Raw genomic sequence first — 17,662 nt, 5'->3', positions numbered from 1 at the left:
TTTTCCAGTTTTCCAGTTTTCCAGTTTTCCAGTTTTCCAGTTTTCCAGTTTTCCAGTTTTCCAGTTTTCCAGTTTTCCAGTTTTCCAGTTTTCCAGTTTTTCATTTCATAAGGATAAGAGGTGGGGATATGGCAGTTTTTGGATATTCATCAGTAACTTCAGTAGTACCTGGAAGTTCAATAAGTTTTTATCTTAGTACTGATTCGCCTGGGGTAACCAGTTTAACCATAGAACGTATAGGAACAACTTCAGTATCAACAACAATCTCTGCAACTCTTTCTACTCGGTCACTTCCTACGACAAATCCATGGGAAGGATTTGGCTGGCCAGTTTCAACAACGTTTAATATTCCTTCGACCTGGCCTTCTGGGCTATATCGTCTAGCTTATTCGGGACAGGATGTACTTACTTTTGTAATTCGACCAGCTACTCCAGCGGCTATTTCTAAAGTACTTTTACAAATTTCGTTTCTGACACCAACTGCTTACAATTCAGCGGGTGGCAAGAGTTTATATGATTTTAACAGTGGCGGAGTGGGAACTCGTGCCAGTAAAGTTTCGTTTGACCGATCAGGAGGTACTCCATTAAGTGATGGGCCTGAGTCCATACTTATTCATTGGCTCGAAACCGAAGGAATACAGATTGAGTATTGCTCAAGTGTAGATCTTCATAGTATTTCAAATTTACTCACGAATTATGAGTGTCTGATCATTGCAGGACATGATGAGTACTGGACAAGAGCAATGCGAGACCAGACAGAGCAGTTCATTGCTAATGGCGGTAATATGATCGTACTCTCTGGAAACACTTGTTATCGAGCCGTAAGGTTGGAACAAGGGAATCGCATGGTTGTTTTTTACAAGTATGCTGGTAATGATCCAAACCAAAATGCTTATGATACGACTGTAGCATGGGCAGAACCACCATTGAATCGGCCGCAGAATTCATTTCTTGGTGTTGGTTTCACCGAGGGTGCTTACGATGGAACAGCAACAGCATACACGATTCGATTTCCAGATCATTGGGTTTTCAATGGTATTTCGCCAGCAACTACAACATCAGCCTTCATGATCTATGAAACTGATGCAGCCGCTTATATAGATGAAGTAGAGGGTTATCCACGTGTTACTGGAGATGAAAATACACCACTGACTACGACAGTACTTGCCTCAGCAGACTTACGTTTATGGACTGGCAAGACTGGGCGAGCAACAATGAGTATATTTTCTCGTAATGGTACAGTTTTTAATGCTGGGACAACGGATTGGATCTCTGTTTTGGGAAGTGATTCTGTTGTAACTACCATCACCCGTAATGTATTTGCAGGTCTTAAACAACGTATAACTTGGGATTGGGAAAATATTGGATATGCGTATGATTGTCAGGCACTTACTGCATTAAATGGCAAACTTTTCATAGCAACAGCAGAAAATATACTTGCACAACGGTATCCTGTTAGTGCAGATATAGTTTGGCGTGACATTAGTGAGGCAAATTATGTCACTGCAATGGCTGCTCTTGGAGATACGCTTTATTGCATTACAAGCGATAATCAGCTCTGGTGGTATCCTGCTTCAGAAGTTGGTCACTTCTGGACTTCAATGGGAACTGGACCTACTGGTGGGACTAAGGCGTTAGCTGCTACGGGTGGAATGCTTTATGCAGTTGATAGTCTGGGAGCATTATGGAGGGCGCCAGCAACGAGAACAACGCCATCATGGCTAGCAATGACGGCATTCACGCAGGATGCAACTGTTAATGCAATGGCTGCTTATGGAGATATCCTATTCGCCTCAACTACAGATAATCGCTTATTACGTACAAATTCTGACTATATTAGTGAAAGTACTGCCTGGGTATATATTCATCACTGTAACTACTCTGCTGGTCTGGCAGTAGTTGAATCAATCCTCTTTGTTGCTACAACCCAAAATCTTCTTTGGAAAATTGATCTTTATGGACTTCGTCAGCCTTAAGATCGTACAAATGTATAGTATTTAATAAAAAGGCAGACCTTTAAATAGAGGGATGCCTTTTTAATATTTTTACTTAGAACTGATAATTCAAACGCAATAACACATTACCTTGTGTGCCTGACATGCCATCAGAACAAGCCAACTATCCGTATAATGGAATTATTGGCTTAAGCAGGATTCGGGTTAATCAGTATCTTAATTTTACCCGAATCCTGTTTAAGCAGATGCTTCCATAAGCCGAATCATTGGCTTGTTCTGATGACATAGTTGATATGCACATAAAGAGGCATAAATGCCTGCCAAATAGCCGGCAACACTTCGAGCTTTGCTCGTGACTAAATTGTATGTCCCTTTTCAGTAAACTAAATAATGTCTCTATTTTATTGCGTTGTTTTAAGTGATATTCATCTTCTTTCGATAAATGAATTAACTGCATATTTTTACGATGATAAGTAATTAAATCAATATTTTGGCTTTTAAGTTTACTCTTAAGTTCATGGCTAATATAGCCCCGATCAGCATAGAGTTTTGCCTGTAATCCTTCGACTAAGTGCTCAACCATTTTGATATCAGCTGTATGCCCATTAGACAAAGTCATTCTGAAAATTTCACCAGACTGATTCATGATTAAATGTAATTTACAGCCAAAAAACTATCCCATTGAGCTTTTGCCACGCATAGCAATAGCTGATAAAGATTTATGGCGCTGAATACGCTGATTTTTACACACAGGTAGTGAGGTTGAATCAATCCATAGATAAGCACTTTGCTGATTTTTCATCAGAGCATAATGCAGGGCATGTAACGCGAGTTGCTGTGATTGGATAAGATGAACCATTCGCTGATAATATGGAAGACGTTTAAACAGATGACGATGATTGTGTTTTAAGGTTGCAAAGAATGCTTTGAAGTTATTGAGATGAGAGCATTTATACCAAATGGCGATGAATGCAATTTCAGAAATATGCAGTTGTGCACTTCGGATTCTTAGACGGAAATGGTTTTGTTTAAGAAATTTCCAGTAGGTTGATTCAAATTTCTTAAAAAAATCATCAATGACATAGAATAATTGGATACTATCAAGCATAAGGACTAGGGCTGTGAGTTTGGTGTGGTAACTCAACTGATGGCTCTAGTCCTTCTTTTTTCAAGGCAATCGCTTATCCGAGATTCGGGTTAATTTTAAAAGCAAGAAATTATAAGTAAAAAATAATTTAGGAATTATTAGATGCTTAAATCTCAATCTAAACCGAAGAAAATTTCCATTTATACATATATTACAGTTTTCATTGTGTCTATAGTTTGTGGGGTAACAGTTCTTCAAAATTTTTTAATTTTCCCTGCAATTTTCTATACTTGCACATATAACAAAATAAGCGTGATAAAATCATTTATTATCGGAATATTTGTTTGCGCACTATTGTGGATTTCTAATATTTTGTATGGAAAACTAGCAGAGCATTGTTGGTCTGAATATAAAACTAAAGGTATATGTGCCCTAGTCAAACCAAACTTTACTTTGTGAAAAACGAAAAACGAAAAACGAAAAACGAAAAACGAAAGTTGAAAAATTTAAGTTTTAAAATTTAGCCTTCTCTTCAATATTCCAAATATTCATTTAACATAAAATCTCTGCTACGAAATCGTCTTTATCACACTTTTTACACTCCAGCATCACGCCTAATTTCTCTTTGCGCCCTTGTTCAGTCATCACCCAAGGGCGATTTTGCCAAGGCGGAGTGTGGCGTACATGTTGAGTATGTCCACAGGCTAAATCTGCGACCCAATGTTGTTCATCATCTAAATGAAAACCAATAATGGCTTGTTGCATAGCGGAAACCTGAATGAAGTTATACAAAATTATCCATAAGCGAAAATAGAAATTCAGAAATAGAACCGAATAATCTCCGTTATACTCCTAGCTGATTATATCTTTAAACAAGAGTTTTGATTATGCGCGTACTTGTTGTGATGGACCCCATCGAAAGTGTCAATTTGAAAAAAGACTCAACTATGGCCATGTTGTGGGCGGCAAGCCGTCGCGGGCATGAACTGGGTTATGCATTACAACAGGATTTATATATCGAGCAGGGTAAAGCTTTTGGTTTAATTGCACCGTTAAAGGTGTTTGAAGATTACGACCATTATTATGAATTGGGTGAAAAGAACAAAGAATCCATCGCGGCGTATGACGTGGTGTTGATGCGAAAAGACCCGCCATTTGATATGAACTTTGTCTATACCACCTATATTTTAGAGCAGGCAGAACGCGAAGGGGCGTGGATTATTAACAAACCACAAAGCCTGCGTGACTGTAATGAAAAACTGTTCGCAACCCAGTTTCCAGAACTGCAAGTGCCGACATTGGTCACTTCACAGCAAGGTTTGATTCGTGAATTTATTAAAGAACAAGGCGATGTGATTGTAAAACCGCTTGATGGTATGGGCGGCATGGGAATTTTCCGCCTCTATCAAGATGGTGTGAATATTGGCTCAACCATTGAAATCTTAACCAATCATGGTGCTCAGCCGATTATGGCACAGCGTTATATTCCTGAAATTGTCGAAGGGGATAAGCGTATTTTGATGATCAATGGTGAGCCTGTACCATATTGTTTGGCGCGAATTCCACAAAATGGTGAAGTACGCGGCAACTTGGCTGCGGGTGGCTTGGGTGAAGCCCGTCCACTGACTGAAAATGACCGTAGCATTGCTGAAAAAGTGGGTCCATTCTTGCGTGAAAAAGGACTGATTTTTGTTGGTTTAGATGTGATTGGTAATTACGTGACCGAAATTAATGTCACCAGCCCAACCTGTATTCGTGAAATTGACAACCAGTTTGGTACCCAAATTGCGGACGATTTATTTGCTGTATTAGAAGCAGGTCGCCCAAGCGTTTAACTGAATTTCAATACAATAAACCCTCAATCACTTGCGTGTGGTTGAGGTTGGTGCAGTATTTTTAGGTTCAAGATCTTGGTGCAAGATGTGCTTGAAAATACAAGGCGGTTGCTGTTTTTAACAAAGATAGCGGTTTTTTGTACTAGATTAATAATAAAACTTGTTTAAACTTACAAAACTGAAGAAAAAAACAATGAAACGCTAGGTGAAACAAAGTAAATAAACTTTCGCACCTTCTCGTTTGTGATTACAATTGTTAACTTAAACGAATTTTTTGCCTATTTTTTTGAATTGAAGAATTAAACCGTGACTGATGTACAGCAAACAAAGCCCAAACGCGTAATGATGATGGCCGCTGGTACTGGTGGACATGTTTTTCCAGCACTTGCCGTTGCAAAACAATTGCAACAACAAGGAACACAAGTGTCTTGGTTGGCAACACCTACAGGCATGGAAAATCGTTTATTAAAAAATCAAAACATTCCAATTTACCAAATTGATATTCAAGGTGTGCGCGGTAATGGCGTAGTGCGAAAATTATTGGCGCCTTTTAAAATTTTAAAAGCCACCTTAAGCGCTATGCGCTATATGAAACAGTTGAATATTGACGCTGTTGCTGGTTTTGGTGGCTACGTAGCGGGGCCTGGTGGCTTGGCGGCACGGGTTTTGGGTATTCCTGTTCTGATTCATGAGCAAAATGCCATCGCTGGATTTACCAATACCCAATTATCACGCGTAGCGACCACGGTGTGTCAGGCTTTTCCACAAACCTTCGCAGAACAAGCCAAAATTGTCACCACAGGCAATCCTGTACGCAAAGAAATTACCGAAATTTTAAATCCATCTTGGCGTTACCAAGAGCGTGAAAAAACCCATCAAGCCTTACGAATCTTAATTGTGGGCGGTTCTTTGGGTGCAAAAGCATTAAATGAATGTGTACCCGAAGCCTTAAAGCTATTAAACGTCCCACTTCGTGTCTATCATCAATGTGGGCAGAATCATACAGAAGCAACACAGGCACGGTATGCCAATGCACCTGCGAATTTAGATGTTGAAGTGCATCCTTTTATTGAGGATATGGCACAAGCATATTCAAATGCAGACCTGATTATCTGCCGTGCAGGTGCATTAACGGTGACTGAAATTGCCACAGCGGGTGTCGCGGCAATATTTGTACCGTTGCCAAGTGCTGTGGATGACCATCAAACTGTCAATGCCAAGTTTTTAGCGAATATTGGGGCTGCGAAAATTTGTCCGCAAGCTAATATGACGCCTGAAAGTTTAAAAGAATTGTTAGTGCCGTTAATGAACCGTTCATTATTGTCTGAAATGGCAGTCAAAGCGCGTCAACAGGCTCAACCCGATGCAACTCAACATGTCGTTGAGCTAATTCAAGAATTGTGATTAGAGTAAGCTATGTCTCCATCTACACCTGCTGATCAAGCAAAAAAGTTAATTAAAATCCCAGAAATGCGTCGTATTAAGCACATCCATTTCGTGGGTATTGGTGGTGCTGGGATGTGTGGCATTGCTGAAGTGTTGAAAAACCAAGGCTATAAAGTATCTGGTTCGGATATCAAAGCATCGAAAACCACGGTACAGCTTGAAGAAAATGGCATTAAAGTCTATATCGGGCATGCTGCTGAAAATATTCAAGGCGCCAATGTTTTGGTGGTTTCAACGGCGATTGACCCAGAAAACCCTGAAATTCAGGCAGCGATTGAACATCGCACACCTGTGGTGCGCCGTGCAGAAATGTTGGGTGAATTGATGCGTTACCGTCATGGGATTGCCGTTGCGGGAACCCACGGTAAAACCACCACCACCAGTCTTGTGACCTGTATGTTGGCTGAAGAAAACCTCGATCCAACGTATGTGATTGGTGGTTTGTTAAATCGTACAGGCGTTAATGCAGCACTAGGTGCAAGTCGTTTTATTGTGGCCGAAGCAGATGAGTCAGATGCATCTTTCCTGTATTTACAGCCCATGGCCACCATTGTGACCAACATCGATGCTGACCATATGGATACTTATGGTGGTAGCTTTGATGTCCTCAAAGACACTTTTGTTCAGTTTTTACAAAAAATGCCGTTTTACGGTTTGGCAGTGGTGTGTGGTGATGATGCCAACATCCGTGAAATTATGCCGCGCATTGGTCGCCCATTGGTGACCTACGGATTTAATGAAGACAATGACATTCGTGCGGTAGATGTTGCACAAGAAGGTATGCAGTCACACTTTACCGTATTGCGTAAAGATCGTGAACCTCTGCGTCTGACCATTAATTTGCCTGGTTTGCATAACATTTTAAATGCTCTTGCTGCGATTGGTATTGCCACTGATGAAGGCGTATCTGATGCTGCGATTGCACGTGCACTCGAAGGTTTCAGTGGTGTAGGTCGTCGCTTCCAAGTTCAGGGTGAATTTGAGTTGGGTGAAGGCAATGTGAAATTGGTGGATGACTATGGACATCATCCGAAAGAAGTAGAAGCGACCATTAAAGCAGCACGTGCTAGCCATCCAGACCGTCGTTTAGTGATGTTGTTCCAACCGCACCGTTTTAGTCGTACTCGTGATTGTTTTGATGATTTTGTTGATGTGTTGTCACAAGTGGATCAATTGTTGTTATTAGAAGTTTATCCTGCTGGGGAAAAACCTATTGTGGGTGCAGACAGTCGAGCATTGGCGCGTAGTATTCGTTTACGTGGTGAAGTTGAACCCATCTTGGTCGATCCAGTAGAAGGGAACCTACCGAATGTAATGCGTAAAGTGTTACAAGCGAATGACTTGTTATTAACACAAGGCGCAGGTAATGTGGGAGCTATCTCAGTTGAGCTGGCGCAGCATCAATTATATGTAGATTAATTGTCGTCTTCGGTTTCAATTAAAAAGTTATAACAGTTTAAGGATAAAAACGTGTCAAATGCTTCAAAGTTCGGCAAAGTTGCCGTGTTGCTTGGTGGTAAATCAGCTGAGCGTGAGGTTTCTCTCGATAGTGGTCAGGCTGTACTTGAAGCATTGATTCGTTCTGGGGTAAATGCTGAGGCATTTGATCCTCAGAGCCGTAGTGTGACAGAATTGGTCCATTATGATCGTGCCTTTATTGTATTGCATGGTCGTGGTGGTGAAGATGGTCAGATCCAAGGGGTATTGGAGTGGTTAAACATTCCTTATACAGGAACTGGTGTTCAAGGTTCTGCCATTGGTATGGACAAAGTTAAAACCAAACAAATCTGGCAAGGGTCAGATTTACCTACTGCACCGTATCGCATTATTGATAAAGACAGTGATTTAGCTGAAGTGGTTGAAAGCTTAGGCTTGCCGCTCATTATTAAGCCTGTACATGAAGGCTCTAGCGTGGGCATGAGTAAGGTCGAAAAAGCTGAAGATTTGGCTGCTGCAATTGCTAAAGCCACTCAGCACGATGCTGTGGTGATGGCGGAAAAATGGATTACAGGGCGTGAATTCACCATTTCCTTTTTAAATGGCCAACCTTTACCTGTGATTCGTTTGCAGCCTCCTGCCGATGTCGCTTTTTATGATTATGAGGCGAAATATCAACGTAATGATGTGCAATATGGTATTCCGTGCGGTTTAACGGAAGCGGAAGAACAACGTCTACAAGCATTATGTTTACGCGCATTCCAAGCCGTTGGGGCAAGTGGTTGGGGACGTATTGATGCTATGCAGGACGAACAAGGCAACTTCTGGTTACTTGAAGTGAATACAGTACCCGGCATGACCAGCCACTCATTGGTGCCAAAAGCAGCCAATGCGGTAGGTTATAGTTTTGATGCGTTATGTGTTGCCATTTTAGAACAAACACTTACAGGTGCAGCACACTAAGTTATGGCTCAACTTCCAGCATCGATGCGGCGCAAACGCGCTGCAATAACCTCGATTCATGACAAACCACCCACGCGAAAGGAACAACTGACGAACGTGGGTGGTTGGTTGCTCTTGGTCATTGCTTTTTTGGTCTTGGCTGCTGGAATATTTGGCTTCTACAAAGTGATGACTGATGCGCGTGTAGCAGATCTGGATGTGGTCGGAACGCGTTCCGATGCAGAGCATCGTCAAGTGATGCTGCATGTGGCCCCCACTTTACAAAATAATTATTTTACCTCTGACTTAGAGCAAATCCGTGACCGCGCTTTAGAGCTGTCATGGGTGGATCGGGTCGTAGTTTCTCGTGCATGGCCGAATGCGATTCGCGTTCGAGTGATGCCTCGCCATGCAATTGCTCGTTGGGGAACCGGGCGCTTGCTGAGCGATAGCGGCGATGTTTTTGCTGAAGTGACACCCAAAAATTATCAACAATTGCCATTGCTTCATGGGCCGATCAGCCAATCCAAAACCATGATGCGTCGCTATAATGAAATTAATCAATTATTCCTTCCAGTCAACCTTCGGCTAAAAGAATTATATTTAACGGAGCGTATGACTTGGTTTATGCAGTTTGATTCTGGATTACGTGTTATTGTTGATCAAGATCAAACCATGAGTAAGCTACAACGTTTGAGTCATCTCGCACAAAGTGATTTGAAACCAGTATGGTCACAAATCTCTGCAATCGATTTACGCTATAGGAACGGCCTAGCGATTCAATGGAAAAGCGCAGCCCCACCCAAAATTGTAAATGGTCACTTTGTTGTAACGATTAATGACACAAGCATTGCGGATGGGATAAATGCAAAGCCATAATGATTGGCTTTATAAATAGAGGCGTAAAGCCATAAATTAAACAAACATGTAATGGTAGTAAATAATGAGTGAAGCTGTTCCCTCAGTTGTTGCGATTGACATTGGGACACATAAAGTTTCAGTTTTGATTGGTAAGGTGCACGCCCCAGACAAGATTCAAGTCATTGGGATGGCGACTGCACGTAACCGCGGCATGAACAAAGGCAAAATCGTGAGCTTGGACAAAGTTATCACAGCGATAAAAAATGCCGTTCAGGAAGCGGAAGATATGGCTGAGTGCCGTGTGCATTCGGCGTGGGTCTCAATTCCAAGTGCAGAATTAAAAAGTTTTTATGCTTCGGGGCGTACCCCAATTGAAAACGCTGAACATAGTATTAGCACCAATGAAGTGGTCAGAGCATTAGAGTTGGCTAAAGCCAGCCATGTCACTTCAGACCATTATTTGGTGAGTGCAGTCCCACTTGGTTTCGAACTGGATGATTCCCCAGAATGGGTACAGAACCCAATTCGGATGTCCGCGCACAGTATGAAAGGGCATTATCAATTGATGATGTTACCTATCAGTACCATGCAAAATCTGGATCGTGCCATGAAAGGCGCAAACATCACCGTTGAAAAAATGGTGGTTTCTTGCTTGGCAACGGCAGAAGCCAGTTTGCTGAAAGACGAAAAAGAATATGGGGTTTGTTTGCTCGATATGGGCGCGGGAACCACCAATCTTGCTGTCTATTTAGATGGCCGTCTGGCGATGGCGGAAACGTTGCAGCGTGGCGGTGAACATGTGACACGTGATATTGCTGCCGTTTTACAGACCACGACAGAAGAAGCAGAAAGAATTAAGTTGCTTTATGGTTGTGTCGATTTAAAAGTGGTCAAACCTGATCATATGATTCAAATTCAAGGGATTGATGGTCCGCAAACCATTAGCCGAATTGAATTGTCTGACATCATGATTGCACGCTATGAAGAAATTTTGACCCAAGTTCGAGAAGCACTTGAGCGTAGCGGTGCCATTCATGGTTTATACCATGGTGTTGTTTTGACGGGTGATGCTTGCCAAATTGAAGGAATGGTCAGCTTGGTACGTCGAATGTTGGGTATTTCAGCGCATTTAGGCAATCCACCTGTACAAGTTTATGCCGATGAACCTTATTTGGCTTCACTGCGCCGTTCCCAATACGCAACGGCGGCGGGCTTATTGATGTTCAGCCAAGGGGATCCGCAAGAAACCTTGGTCGAGACTGTAGACCCAGAAACACTTTCGTTCTGGAAACGTGCTGGACGAGCATGGTCGGGACTAAATGATAAGTTGAAGTCTATTTTTTAGTGGTATTTTTAAGGAATATTGTTTGGAAGTTGTACGTTAAGCGGTCAAGACTTGACAAGCTAAACATTGAACAGCATTCTAAAACCAATTTTATTTATGCAGATCAAGGCAGTATACGGGCTTAAGTGACTGCCAATTACGAATTAGGAAATTTAAAGGTCATGGCCTCATTTGAATTTTTAGAAGATGATCAGAACGATAGCAACGGTCAAGCCCGTTTCACTGTATTTGGTGTAGGTGGTGCAGGCGGTAATGCCGTTCAACACATGTTGGAATCGGATATTCAAGGTGTAAAATTTGTTTGTGCCAATACGGACAAACAGGCGTTAGACCGTATGAATGCACAGTTTAAAATCCAGTTAGGCGAACAAAGTACCCGTGGTTTAGGTGCAGGTGCGAATCCTCAAGTGGGTCAAACAGCGGCCGAAGAAAGCCGTGAGTTGATCCGCCAGCATTTAGAAGGCACCGATATGGTGTTTGTCACTGCTGGTATGGGGGGCGGTACGGGTACAGGTGCTGCGCCAGTCGTTGCAGAAATTGCCAAAGAAATGGGGATTTTAACGGTGGGTGTAGTCACAACACCGTTTAATTTTGAAGGGAAGCGCCGTCAACAGTCTGCTGAAAAAGGCATTGAAGCTTTAGAAGCACATGTAGACTCGCTCATTATTATTCCAAACCAGCGCTTGTTAAAAGTATTCCGCGACATCTCGATGAAAGATGCCTATAAAAAAGCGGATGATGTATTGTTGAATGCAGTACGTAGTATTTTCGATTTAGTGGTTCGCCCGGGTCACATTAACCTTGACTTTGCTGACTTGAAAACTGCAATGAGTACTCGTGGTTATGCCATGATGGGTGCAGGCTCAGGTCGTGGTGAACATCGTGCGCGTCAAGCTGCAGAACAGGCGATTCGTAGTCCGTTATTAGATAACGTGACCATTATGAATGCGAAGGGCATTTTGATTAACGTCACTGGCGGTGATGATGTTACCTTTGGTGAAATTGAAGAAATCACCGATGTCGTAAACCAGATTGTAGACTTGGATGAAGGTCAAGTCTTCTACGGTACGGTATTTGACCCAGATGCGCGTGATGAAATTAGCGTGACTGTGATTGCAACGGGTTTAACCCGCAATTCGGCAGATGCGATTGAACCTGTGAAGCGTCCAAATACACAGGTCTCACGTTCTGCATCTACACATGCTGTGGTTGAAGAAGATGACGTTCCTGCAATTCAGCGCCAGCAGGCGGATGCTCCAGCAATCAATGCTGCTTCATCAGCGGGTGCGTCACGCCCAACGCCAATGAGCATTCAAGATTATTTGAAAAATCAGCAACGTAAGTAATTATTTTTTAATAACTTGCTTTTGAAATACTAGAAAAGGTAGCGTTATCGCTACCTTTTTGTTTTTTATCAATGGCTAAATATGCTAACGTATAGCGGATTTATGGGCAGATGATAGAAAGAGCATGTTGAAACAGCGTACCCTGCAACGTGTCGTGAAAGCGAGCGGTATTGGTCTTCATAGTGGGCAAAAGGTATTAATGAACTTTGTGCCGCACCATGTGGATGGGGGTATTGTATTCCGTCGTATCGATTTGGATCCACCTGTGGACATTCAAGCCGATGCAATGCTAATTCAAGAAGCCTTTATGTGCTCTAATTTGGTTCAGGAAGATGCCAAAGTAGGCACGATTGAGCACGTAATGAGTGCAATCGCAGGTTTGGGCATTGATAATTTAATTATTGAAGTCTCAGCTTCAGAAGTGCCGATTATGGACGGCAGTGCTGGTCCATTTATTTACCTGTTAATGCAAGGTGGCTTGGTCGAGCAAAATGCACCTAAAAAATTCATTCGAATCTTAAAGCCTGTAGAGGCATTAATCGATGATAAGCGTGCAATTTTTACGCCGCATTCAGGTTTTCAACTCAATTTCACCATTGATTTTGACCATCCTGCATTCAAAAAAGAATATCAGTCTGCCACCATTGATTTTTCAACTGAAACTTTTGTCTACGAAGTCAGTGGGGCGCGTACATTTGGTTTCATGAAGGACTTGGATTACTTAAAAGCCAACAATTTGGCTTTAGGGGCGAGCTTAGATAATGCCATTGGGGTCGATGATACTGGTGTGGTCAATGAAGAAGGCTTGCGCTTCTCAGATGAATTTGTTCGTCACAAAATATTAGATGCTGTGGGTGATTTATATTTATTAGGACATCAAATTATTGCGAAATTTGATGGATATAAGTCAGGTCATGCCCTGAATAATCAGTTGTTACGCAATGTTCAAAGTGATCCAACCAGCTATGAAATTGTAACATTTGATGACATAGATCAATGTCCAATCCCGTATGTAAGTGTGACATAAGTCATTGTCTTATATGGGCTACGTTATAATATAACAAATAAAAACGAGAATTGAGTCACATTTGTGGCCTGAAACATTTTCCAAACACCGTCCTAGGTTACTTTTTATTGCTTGCCAAACGTAGCATCGCTTGGCTAAGCTTAGGGTCGCTCACAAAGTCAGCAGCCCCTTTTAATAAATCTTGGGTTTCTGGGCTAAGAGATCGTGAAGATGCTTCAGTAACAGGTGTGGTGGTTGAGGAAACTCTTAAGCGAACCTGTATTTTTTGTAAATCTTTGAGTTCTTCTAGTTGAGCCAATTGAACAATATATTGCTTTTGTAAGTAACCAAGCTGACTCACCATGGCTTGATTTTCACCCGTTACGGTCAAAACACCATATTGATAACAAGCAACCTGCCATTGCTCTGGTTGAGGCAATAACGGTTGAATGAGTTTGCTAAGTTTCTGCCATGCAGCAACTTGCGTTGAGAGAAACGATAAGTTTCCTGTTTTTATGCGTTTTCTTGTTTGTTGAAAGAGATTCTCTGGTTCAGACATACATATTACCTTCATATTTGTGTCTTAATCTTATGCGCTCCTTTCGGTAGATATCAAGGAAGAGATCACGCAAGGAACTTTTGTAAGAACAGTTTAAAGAGGTTTTTTATGCACACAAGACGTATTTTATTGGCGTTTTCTTTCGCAGCTTCGACCGCCTCGGTCGCTTTTGCTGACTTAGTTCAATTAAATTCTAATTCCACTGCTTCACCAGATCGTATTGAGCAACTGACTCAAACTTTAGCGCAAGGTTCATATGCTGAACCTGAAGACATTGATGTTCCTGCAACTACAGAGTTATCAGTCAGATTGCGTGAAAAAACAGTTGAACTAAACAACGAATCGATTGCTAAAAAATATGGCACTAAAACTTCGTATTCTGTATCTTCAAATAGCCCTTATTCATGGTTAGTGTCTCATCCATTACCAGATATGAAACGCATCAGCTCAGACTTTGGTGGTCGTACCATGGGCGGACGTGCTGAACATCACTCTGGCTTAGATCTTTCGGCACCAAGTGGTACGCCAATTTATGCCACAGGACCTGGTGTTGTAACCAAATCGGGTTGGGGTTCTGGTTATGGCCAATATGTTGAAATTAACCATGGTAATGGTTATATCACGCGTTATGCCCATGCTTCACGTTTAATTGCGCGTGTCGGTGACCGCGTAGATGCGGGTGAACATATTGCCAATGTGGGCTGTACGGGTCGTTGTACAGGTCCCCATTTACATTATGAAGTTGTGAAAGATGGTCAGCGTAAAAATCCATCGACTTATTTAGCCATGTTGCCGTAATCGCACCTGATTATTTAAGCTAAAAATTCGTCCAAAGGCAGTGCATTGGGTTCCACCTCTTTCCCATGTGCTGCCTTTTTATTGTTTCCAATACTTGCACCAAAATAGGGATGTTTTCTGCATCTTTTTTCATACTATCAGGCAAAAGTATTTTGTTTGTATAAAAAAACAACGTTATTGGCGATTTTTTGTTAATTTGAGTGTTAAATCGTCATCAATTATTTATTTTATAAATAGTGGTGCCTGTGCGTATTCAGCTATAGCGATAACTTCTAATACCAAAGTATGGTACATATACATAATAGATTAAGCTCAAGGAATAGGTGGATTATGGCGTTTTATGGCGATACAGATGCGCAAGAAACCCAAGAATGGCAAGATGCTTTTGATTCGGTTCTAAAACACATGGGAACAGAACGTGCTGCATTTTTATTAGAAAAATTATATCAACGTGCAATCGCGAAACATGTTCCTATTCAGCGCTTAAATACTCCTTATTTAAATACAGTTTCTGTTGAAGAAACTCCAGCCATGCCAGGTGATCAGGATATGGAGCGCCGTATTCGTGCGCTGATCCGTTGGAATGCCTTGGCTATGGTATTACGTGCGAATAAAACAGGTGATGACCTAGGTGGTCACTTGGCAAGTTTTGCCTCTTCAGCAACCTTATATGATGTAGGCTTTAACCATTTCTTCCGTGCCAATAGTAATAACTTTGGCGGTGACATGATCTATTATCAAGGTCACTGTGCTCCTGGTATTTATGCACGTTCTTTCTTGGAAGGTCGTTTAACTGAAGACCAGTTAAGTAATTTCCGTCGTGAAGTGGGCGGTAACGGTTTACCAAGCTATCCACACCCATATTTAATGCCGGACTATTGGCAGTTCCCAACGGTATCAATGGGTCTTGGTCCAATCATGTCGATTTATCAAGCGCACATTCAAAAATATTTGATGAACCGTGGCTTGATTAAAGAAGAAAATCGTAAAGTCTGGGCTTATCTTGGCGATGGTGAGATGGATGAGCCAGAAAGTACGGGTGCAATTTCACTTGCTGGTCGTGAAAAACTGGATAACTTGATCTGGGTGGTGAACTGTAACTTACAGCGTCTAGATGGTCCTGTACGTGGTAACGGTAAAATCATTCAAGAATTAGAATCTTTATTCCGTGGTGCGGGCTGGCGTGTCATTAAAGTGGTATGGGGTCGTCATTGGGATCCGCTACTTGCAAAAGACAGCACAGGCGCTTTAAAAGCGGTCATGGAAGAAACAGTTGATGGTGAATACCAACGCTATCAAGTGAAAGGTGGTGCATATACACGTGAGAAATTCTTTGGCAAGTACCCAGAAGCTGCGGAACTTGTAAAAGATTTAAGCGATGAAGACATCGATAATCTCAACCGTGGTGGTCATGACCCGTACAAAGTTTTTGCTGCCTATGCAGAAGCAATGAAAGCCAAAGGTCAACCAACAGTGATTCTTGCGAAAACTGTTAAAGGTTATGGTTTGTCTGAAGAAATTGAAGCGGTGAACAAAACTCACCAAATCAAAAAAATGCAGATCGACTCTTTGAAATATGTACGTGACCGTTTTAACCTGCCATTTACAGATGATCAATTAGAAGAGCTTCCATTCTACCGCCCAAGTGAAAACTCTCCAGAAATGAAGTATATGAAGGCGCGTCGTGAAGCTTTAGGTGGTTATCTACCTGCACGTCGTAAAGAGAGTGAGCAATTAGCCATTCCTGAATTGTCGGTATTTGATGCGGTATTAAAAGGTTCTGCAGGCAAAGAACAATCAACCACCATGGTGATGGTTCGTTTAATTGCTTCTTTATTGAAAGAAAAAGCAATTAAAGACCGTGTAGTACCAATCGTTCCAGATGAAGCGCGTACGTTTGGTCTAGAAGGTATGTTCCGTCAGTTGGGTATTTATGCCGCTCACGGTCAAAAATATACCCCAGAAGACCAAGAACAGTTAATGCATTACCGTGAAGCAAGTGATGGTCACATGCTTCAAGAAGGGATTAACGAAGCGGGTGCGATGAGCGCATGGGCTGCGTTGGCAACCAGTTATTCAACCAATAACTTGCCAATGATTCCGATGTACATGTACTACTCAATGTTTGGTTTCCAACGTATTGGGGACATTGCATGGGCAGCTGGTGACGCGCAGGCGCAAGGTTTCTTGTTGGGTGCAACTGCTGGTCGTACTACACTAAACGGTGAAGGCTTACAGCACCAAGATGGTCATTCTCACATTCTTGCGAACACGATTCCAAACTGTGTGTCTTACGATCCATGCTTTGGTTATGAATTGGCTGTGATCGTCCATGATGGTTTACAACGTATGTATGTGAACCAAGAGCGAGTGTTCTATTACCTCACCGTAATGAATGAAAACTACGAGCATCCTGAAATGCCAGTAGGCGCTGAGGAAGGCATCAAACGTGGCATGTACTTGTTCCAAGAAGATGAAAAAGCAACTGTCCAATTGATGGGTTCAGGTGTCATTCTTCGTGAAGTAATTAAAGCTGCGAAAATCTTACGTGATGAATACCAAATCCATTCAAACGTTTGGAGTGTAACAAGCTTCAATGAGTTGTCGCGTGATGGTATGGCATGTGAAGAATACAACCGCTTACACCCACTTACTGAAGAAGTGAAAGAGTCTTGGGTGTCTAAACAGTTACGTGGTACAGAAGGTATTGTTGTTTCAGCAACTGACCATATGCGTGCGTATAGCGAACAAATCCGTGCCTATCTTCCAGATGGTCGCCCATTTGTTGCGTTGGGTACAGATGGTTATGGTCGCTCAGATACACGTGCTAACTTACGTAGTTTCTTTGGTGTTGACGCTGCACATATCGTTGTTGCTACTTTGAAAAAATTAGCTGACGAAGGTGAAGTAGATGCACGTTTAGTTAAAGATGCAATTTCTAACTTTGAGTTAGATACTGATCGTCCAGTGGCATGGGCTCCTCAGGCACACCCTGAAGTTCATGCAGTTGCAGACTACAAAGAACAATCAGGTGAGGAGAACTAA

At 42.0% G+C, this 17,662-nt stretch carries 13 protein-coding genes and 1 pseudogene; 11 read left to right on the top strand and 3 right to left on the bottom strand.

The window, feature by feature from the left end; translation table 11 throughout:
• The first annotated feature begins 128 nt into the window (after positions 1 to 128).
• Entirely contained in the window at positions 129 to 1,976 is a 1,848-nt protein-coding gene (locus E0H87_RS14275) for a N,N-dimethylformamidase beta subunit family domain-containing protein (RefSeq protein WP_165493973.1), read from the top strand.
• A gap of 216 nt (positions 1,977 to 2,192) precedes the next feature.
• On the opposite strand, the pseudogene E0H87_RS14265 reads toward E0H87_RS14275, so the two are convergent.
• Both E0H87_RS14265 and E0H87_RS14260 read right to left on the bottom strand, forming a co-directional pair.
• Positions 2,193 to 3,063: pseudogene (locus tag E0H87_RS14265) on the bottom strand (IS982 family transposase).
• A 531-nt stretch (positions 3,064 to 3,594) separates the two neighbouring features.
• Positions 3,595 to 3,807 carry a DUF3565 domain-containing protein gene (locus E0H87_RS14260; RefSeq protein ID WP_131324194.1) on the bottom strand — a complete coding sequence of 71 codons (213 nt, stop codon included), beginning with the start codon at positions 3,805 to 3,807 and terminating at the stop codon, positions 3,595 to 3,597.
• Positions 3,808 to 3,929: 122 nt separating this feature from the next.
• On the opposite strand from E0H87_RS14260, the gene gshB reads away from it, so the two are divergent.
• The 8 genes from gshB to lpxC all read left to right on the top strand — a co-directional run bounded on the left by gshB (position 3,930) and on the right by lpxC (position 13,281).
• Positions 3,930 to 4,877 (top strand): glutathione synthase, encoded by a 948-nt coding sequence (gene gshB / locus E0H87_RS14255; protein ID WP_131324193.1) that lies wholly within the window; start codon positions 3,930 to 3,932, stop codon positions 4,875 to 4,877.
• A gap of 306 nt (positions 4,878 to 5,183) precedes the next feature.
• Positions 5,184 to 6,281 (top strand): undecaprenyldiphospho-muramoylpentapeptide beta-N-acetylglucosaminyltransferase, encoded by a 1,098-nt coding sequence (murG, locus tag E0H87_RS14250; RefSeq protein WP_131324192.1) that lies wholly within the window; start codon positions 5,184 to 5,186, stop codon positions 6,279 to 6,281.
• Positions 6,282 to 6,293: 12 nt separating this feature from the next.
• Positions 6,294 to 7,742 (top strand): UDP-N-acetylmuramate--L-alanine ligase, encoded by a 1,449-nt coding sequence (gene murC / locus E0H87_RS14245; protein WP_131324191.1) that lies wholly within the window; start codon positions 6,294 to 6,296, stop codon positions 7,740 to 7,742.
• Positions 7,743 to 7,793: 51 nt separating this feature from the next.
• Positions 7,794 to 8,723, top strand: coding sequence for a D-alanine--D-alanine ligase (locus E0H87_RS14240; protein WP_131324190.1), 930 nt, complete (start codon positions 7,794 to 7,796; stop codon positions 8,721 to 8,723).
• A gap of 3 nt (positions 8,724 to 8,726) precedes the next feature.
• Positions 8,727 to 9,581 (top strand): cell division protein FtsQ/DivIB, encoded by an 855-nt coding sequence (locus E0H87_RS14235; RefSeq protein ID WP_131324189.1) that lies wholly within the window; start codon positions 8,727 to 8,729, stop codon positions 9,579 to 9,581.
• Between the two features lie 64 nt (positions 9,582 to 9,645).
• Complete coding sequence (ftsA, locus tag E0H87_RS14230; protein WP_131264207.1) at positions 9,646 to 10,908, top strand: cell division protein FtsA; 1,263 nt, start codon at positions 9,646 to 9,648, stop codon at positions 10,906 to 10,908.
• 161 nt (positions 10,909 to 11,069) lie between these two features.
• Positions 11,070 to 12,254 carry a cell division protein FtsZ gene (gene ftsZ, locus E0H87_RS14225; protein ID WP_131324188.1) on the top strand — a complete coding sequence of 395 codons (1,185 nt, stop codon included), beginning with the start codon at positions 11,070 to 11,072 and terminating at the stop codon, positions 12,252 to 12,254.
• A gap of 124 nt (positions 12,255 to 12,378) precedes the next feature.
• Positions 12,379 to 13,281 carry a UDP-3-O-acyl-N-acetylglucosamine deacetylase gene (gene lpxC / locus E0H87_RS14220; protein ID WP_131324187.1) on the top strand — a complete coding sequence of 301 codons (903 nt, stop codon included), beginning with the start codon at positions 12,379 to 12,381 and terminating at the stop codon, positions 13,279 to 13,281.
• Positions 13,282 to 13,378: 97 nt separating this feature from the next.
• On the opposite strand, the gene E0H87_RS14215 is transcribed toward lpxC, so the two are convergent.
• Entirely contained in the window at positions 13,379 to 13,819 is a 441-nt protein-coding gene (locus tag E0H87_RS14215) for a DUF721 domain-containing protein (protein ID WP_131324186.1), read from the bottom strand.
• Between the two features lie 108 nt (positions 13,820 to 13,927).
• On the opposite strand from E0H87_RS14215, the gene E0H87_RS14210 reads away from it, so the two are divergent.
• Positions 13,928 to 14,617 (top strand): M23 family metallopeptidase, encoded by a 690-nt coding sequence (locus E0H87_RS14210; protein WP_131324185.1) that lies wholly within the window; start codon positions 13,928 to 13,930, stop codon positions 14,615 to 14,617.
• Positions 14,618 to 14,947: 330 nt separating this feature from the next.
• Complete coding sequence (aceE, locus tag E0H87_RS14205) at positions 14,948 to 17,662, top strand: pyruvate dehydrogenase (acetyl-transferring), homodimeric type (protein ID WP_131324184.1); 2,715 nt, start codon at positions 14,948 to 14,950, stop codon at positions 17,660 to 17,662.

Origin of the sequence: Acinetobacter sp. ANC 4178 (genome assembly GCF_004331175.1) — a bacterium.
Taxonomy (GTDB): Bacteria; Pseudomonadota; Gammaproteobacteria; order Pseudomonadales; family Moraxellaceae; genus Acinetobacter.
This window is presented reverse-complemented; position numbering and strand designations above follow the sequence as displayed.

Coding starts and splice junctions, on each gene's coding strand:
- gshB (WP_131324193.1), top strand. CDS start 3,930: ATGCGCGTACTTGTTGTGATGGACCCCATCGAAAGTGTCAATTTGAAA.
- E0H87_RS14235 (WP_131324189.1), top strand. CDS start 8,727: ATGGCTCAACTTCCAGCATCGATGCGGCGCAAACGCGCTGCAATAACC.
- ftsZ (WP_131324188.1), top strand. CDS start 11,070: ATGGCCTCATTTGAATTTTTAGAAGATGATCAGAACGATAGCAACGGT.
- E0H87_RS14210 (WP_131324185.1), top strand. CDS start 13,928: ATGCACACAAGACGTATTTTATTGGCGTTTTCTTTCGCAGCTTCGACC.
- aceE (WP_131324184.1), top strand. CDS start 14,948: ATGGCGTTTTATGGCGATACAGATGCGCAAGAAACCCAAGAATGGCAA.
- E0H87_RS14275 (WP_165493973.1), top strand. CDS start 129: ATGGCAGTTTTTGGATATTCATCAGTAACTTCAGTAGTACCTGGAAGT.
- E0H87_RS14215 (WP_131324186.1), bottom strand. CDS start 13,819: ATGTCTGAACCAGAGAATCTCTTTCAACAAACAAGAAAACGCATAAAA.
- murC (WP_131324191.1), top strand. CDS start 6,294: ATGTCTCCATCTACACCTGCTGATCAAGCAAAAAAGTTAATTAAAATC.
- E0H87_RS14260 (WP_131324194.1), bottom strand. CDS start 3,807: ATGCAACAAGCCATTATTGGTTTTCATTTAGATGATGAACAACATTGG.
- ftsA (WP_131264207.1), top strand. CDS start 9,646: ATGAGTGAAGCTGTTCCCTCAGTTGTTGCGATTGACATTGGGACACAT.
- lpxC (WP_131324187.1), top strand. CDS start 12,379: ATGTTGAAACAGCGTACCCTGCAACGTGTCGTGAAAGCGAGCGGTATT.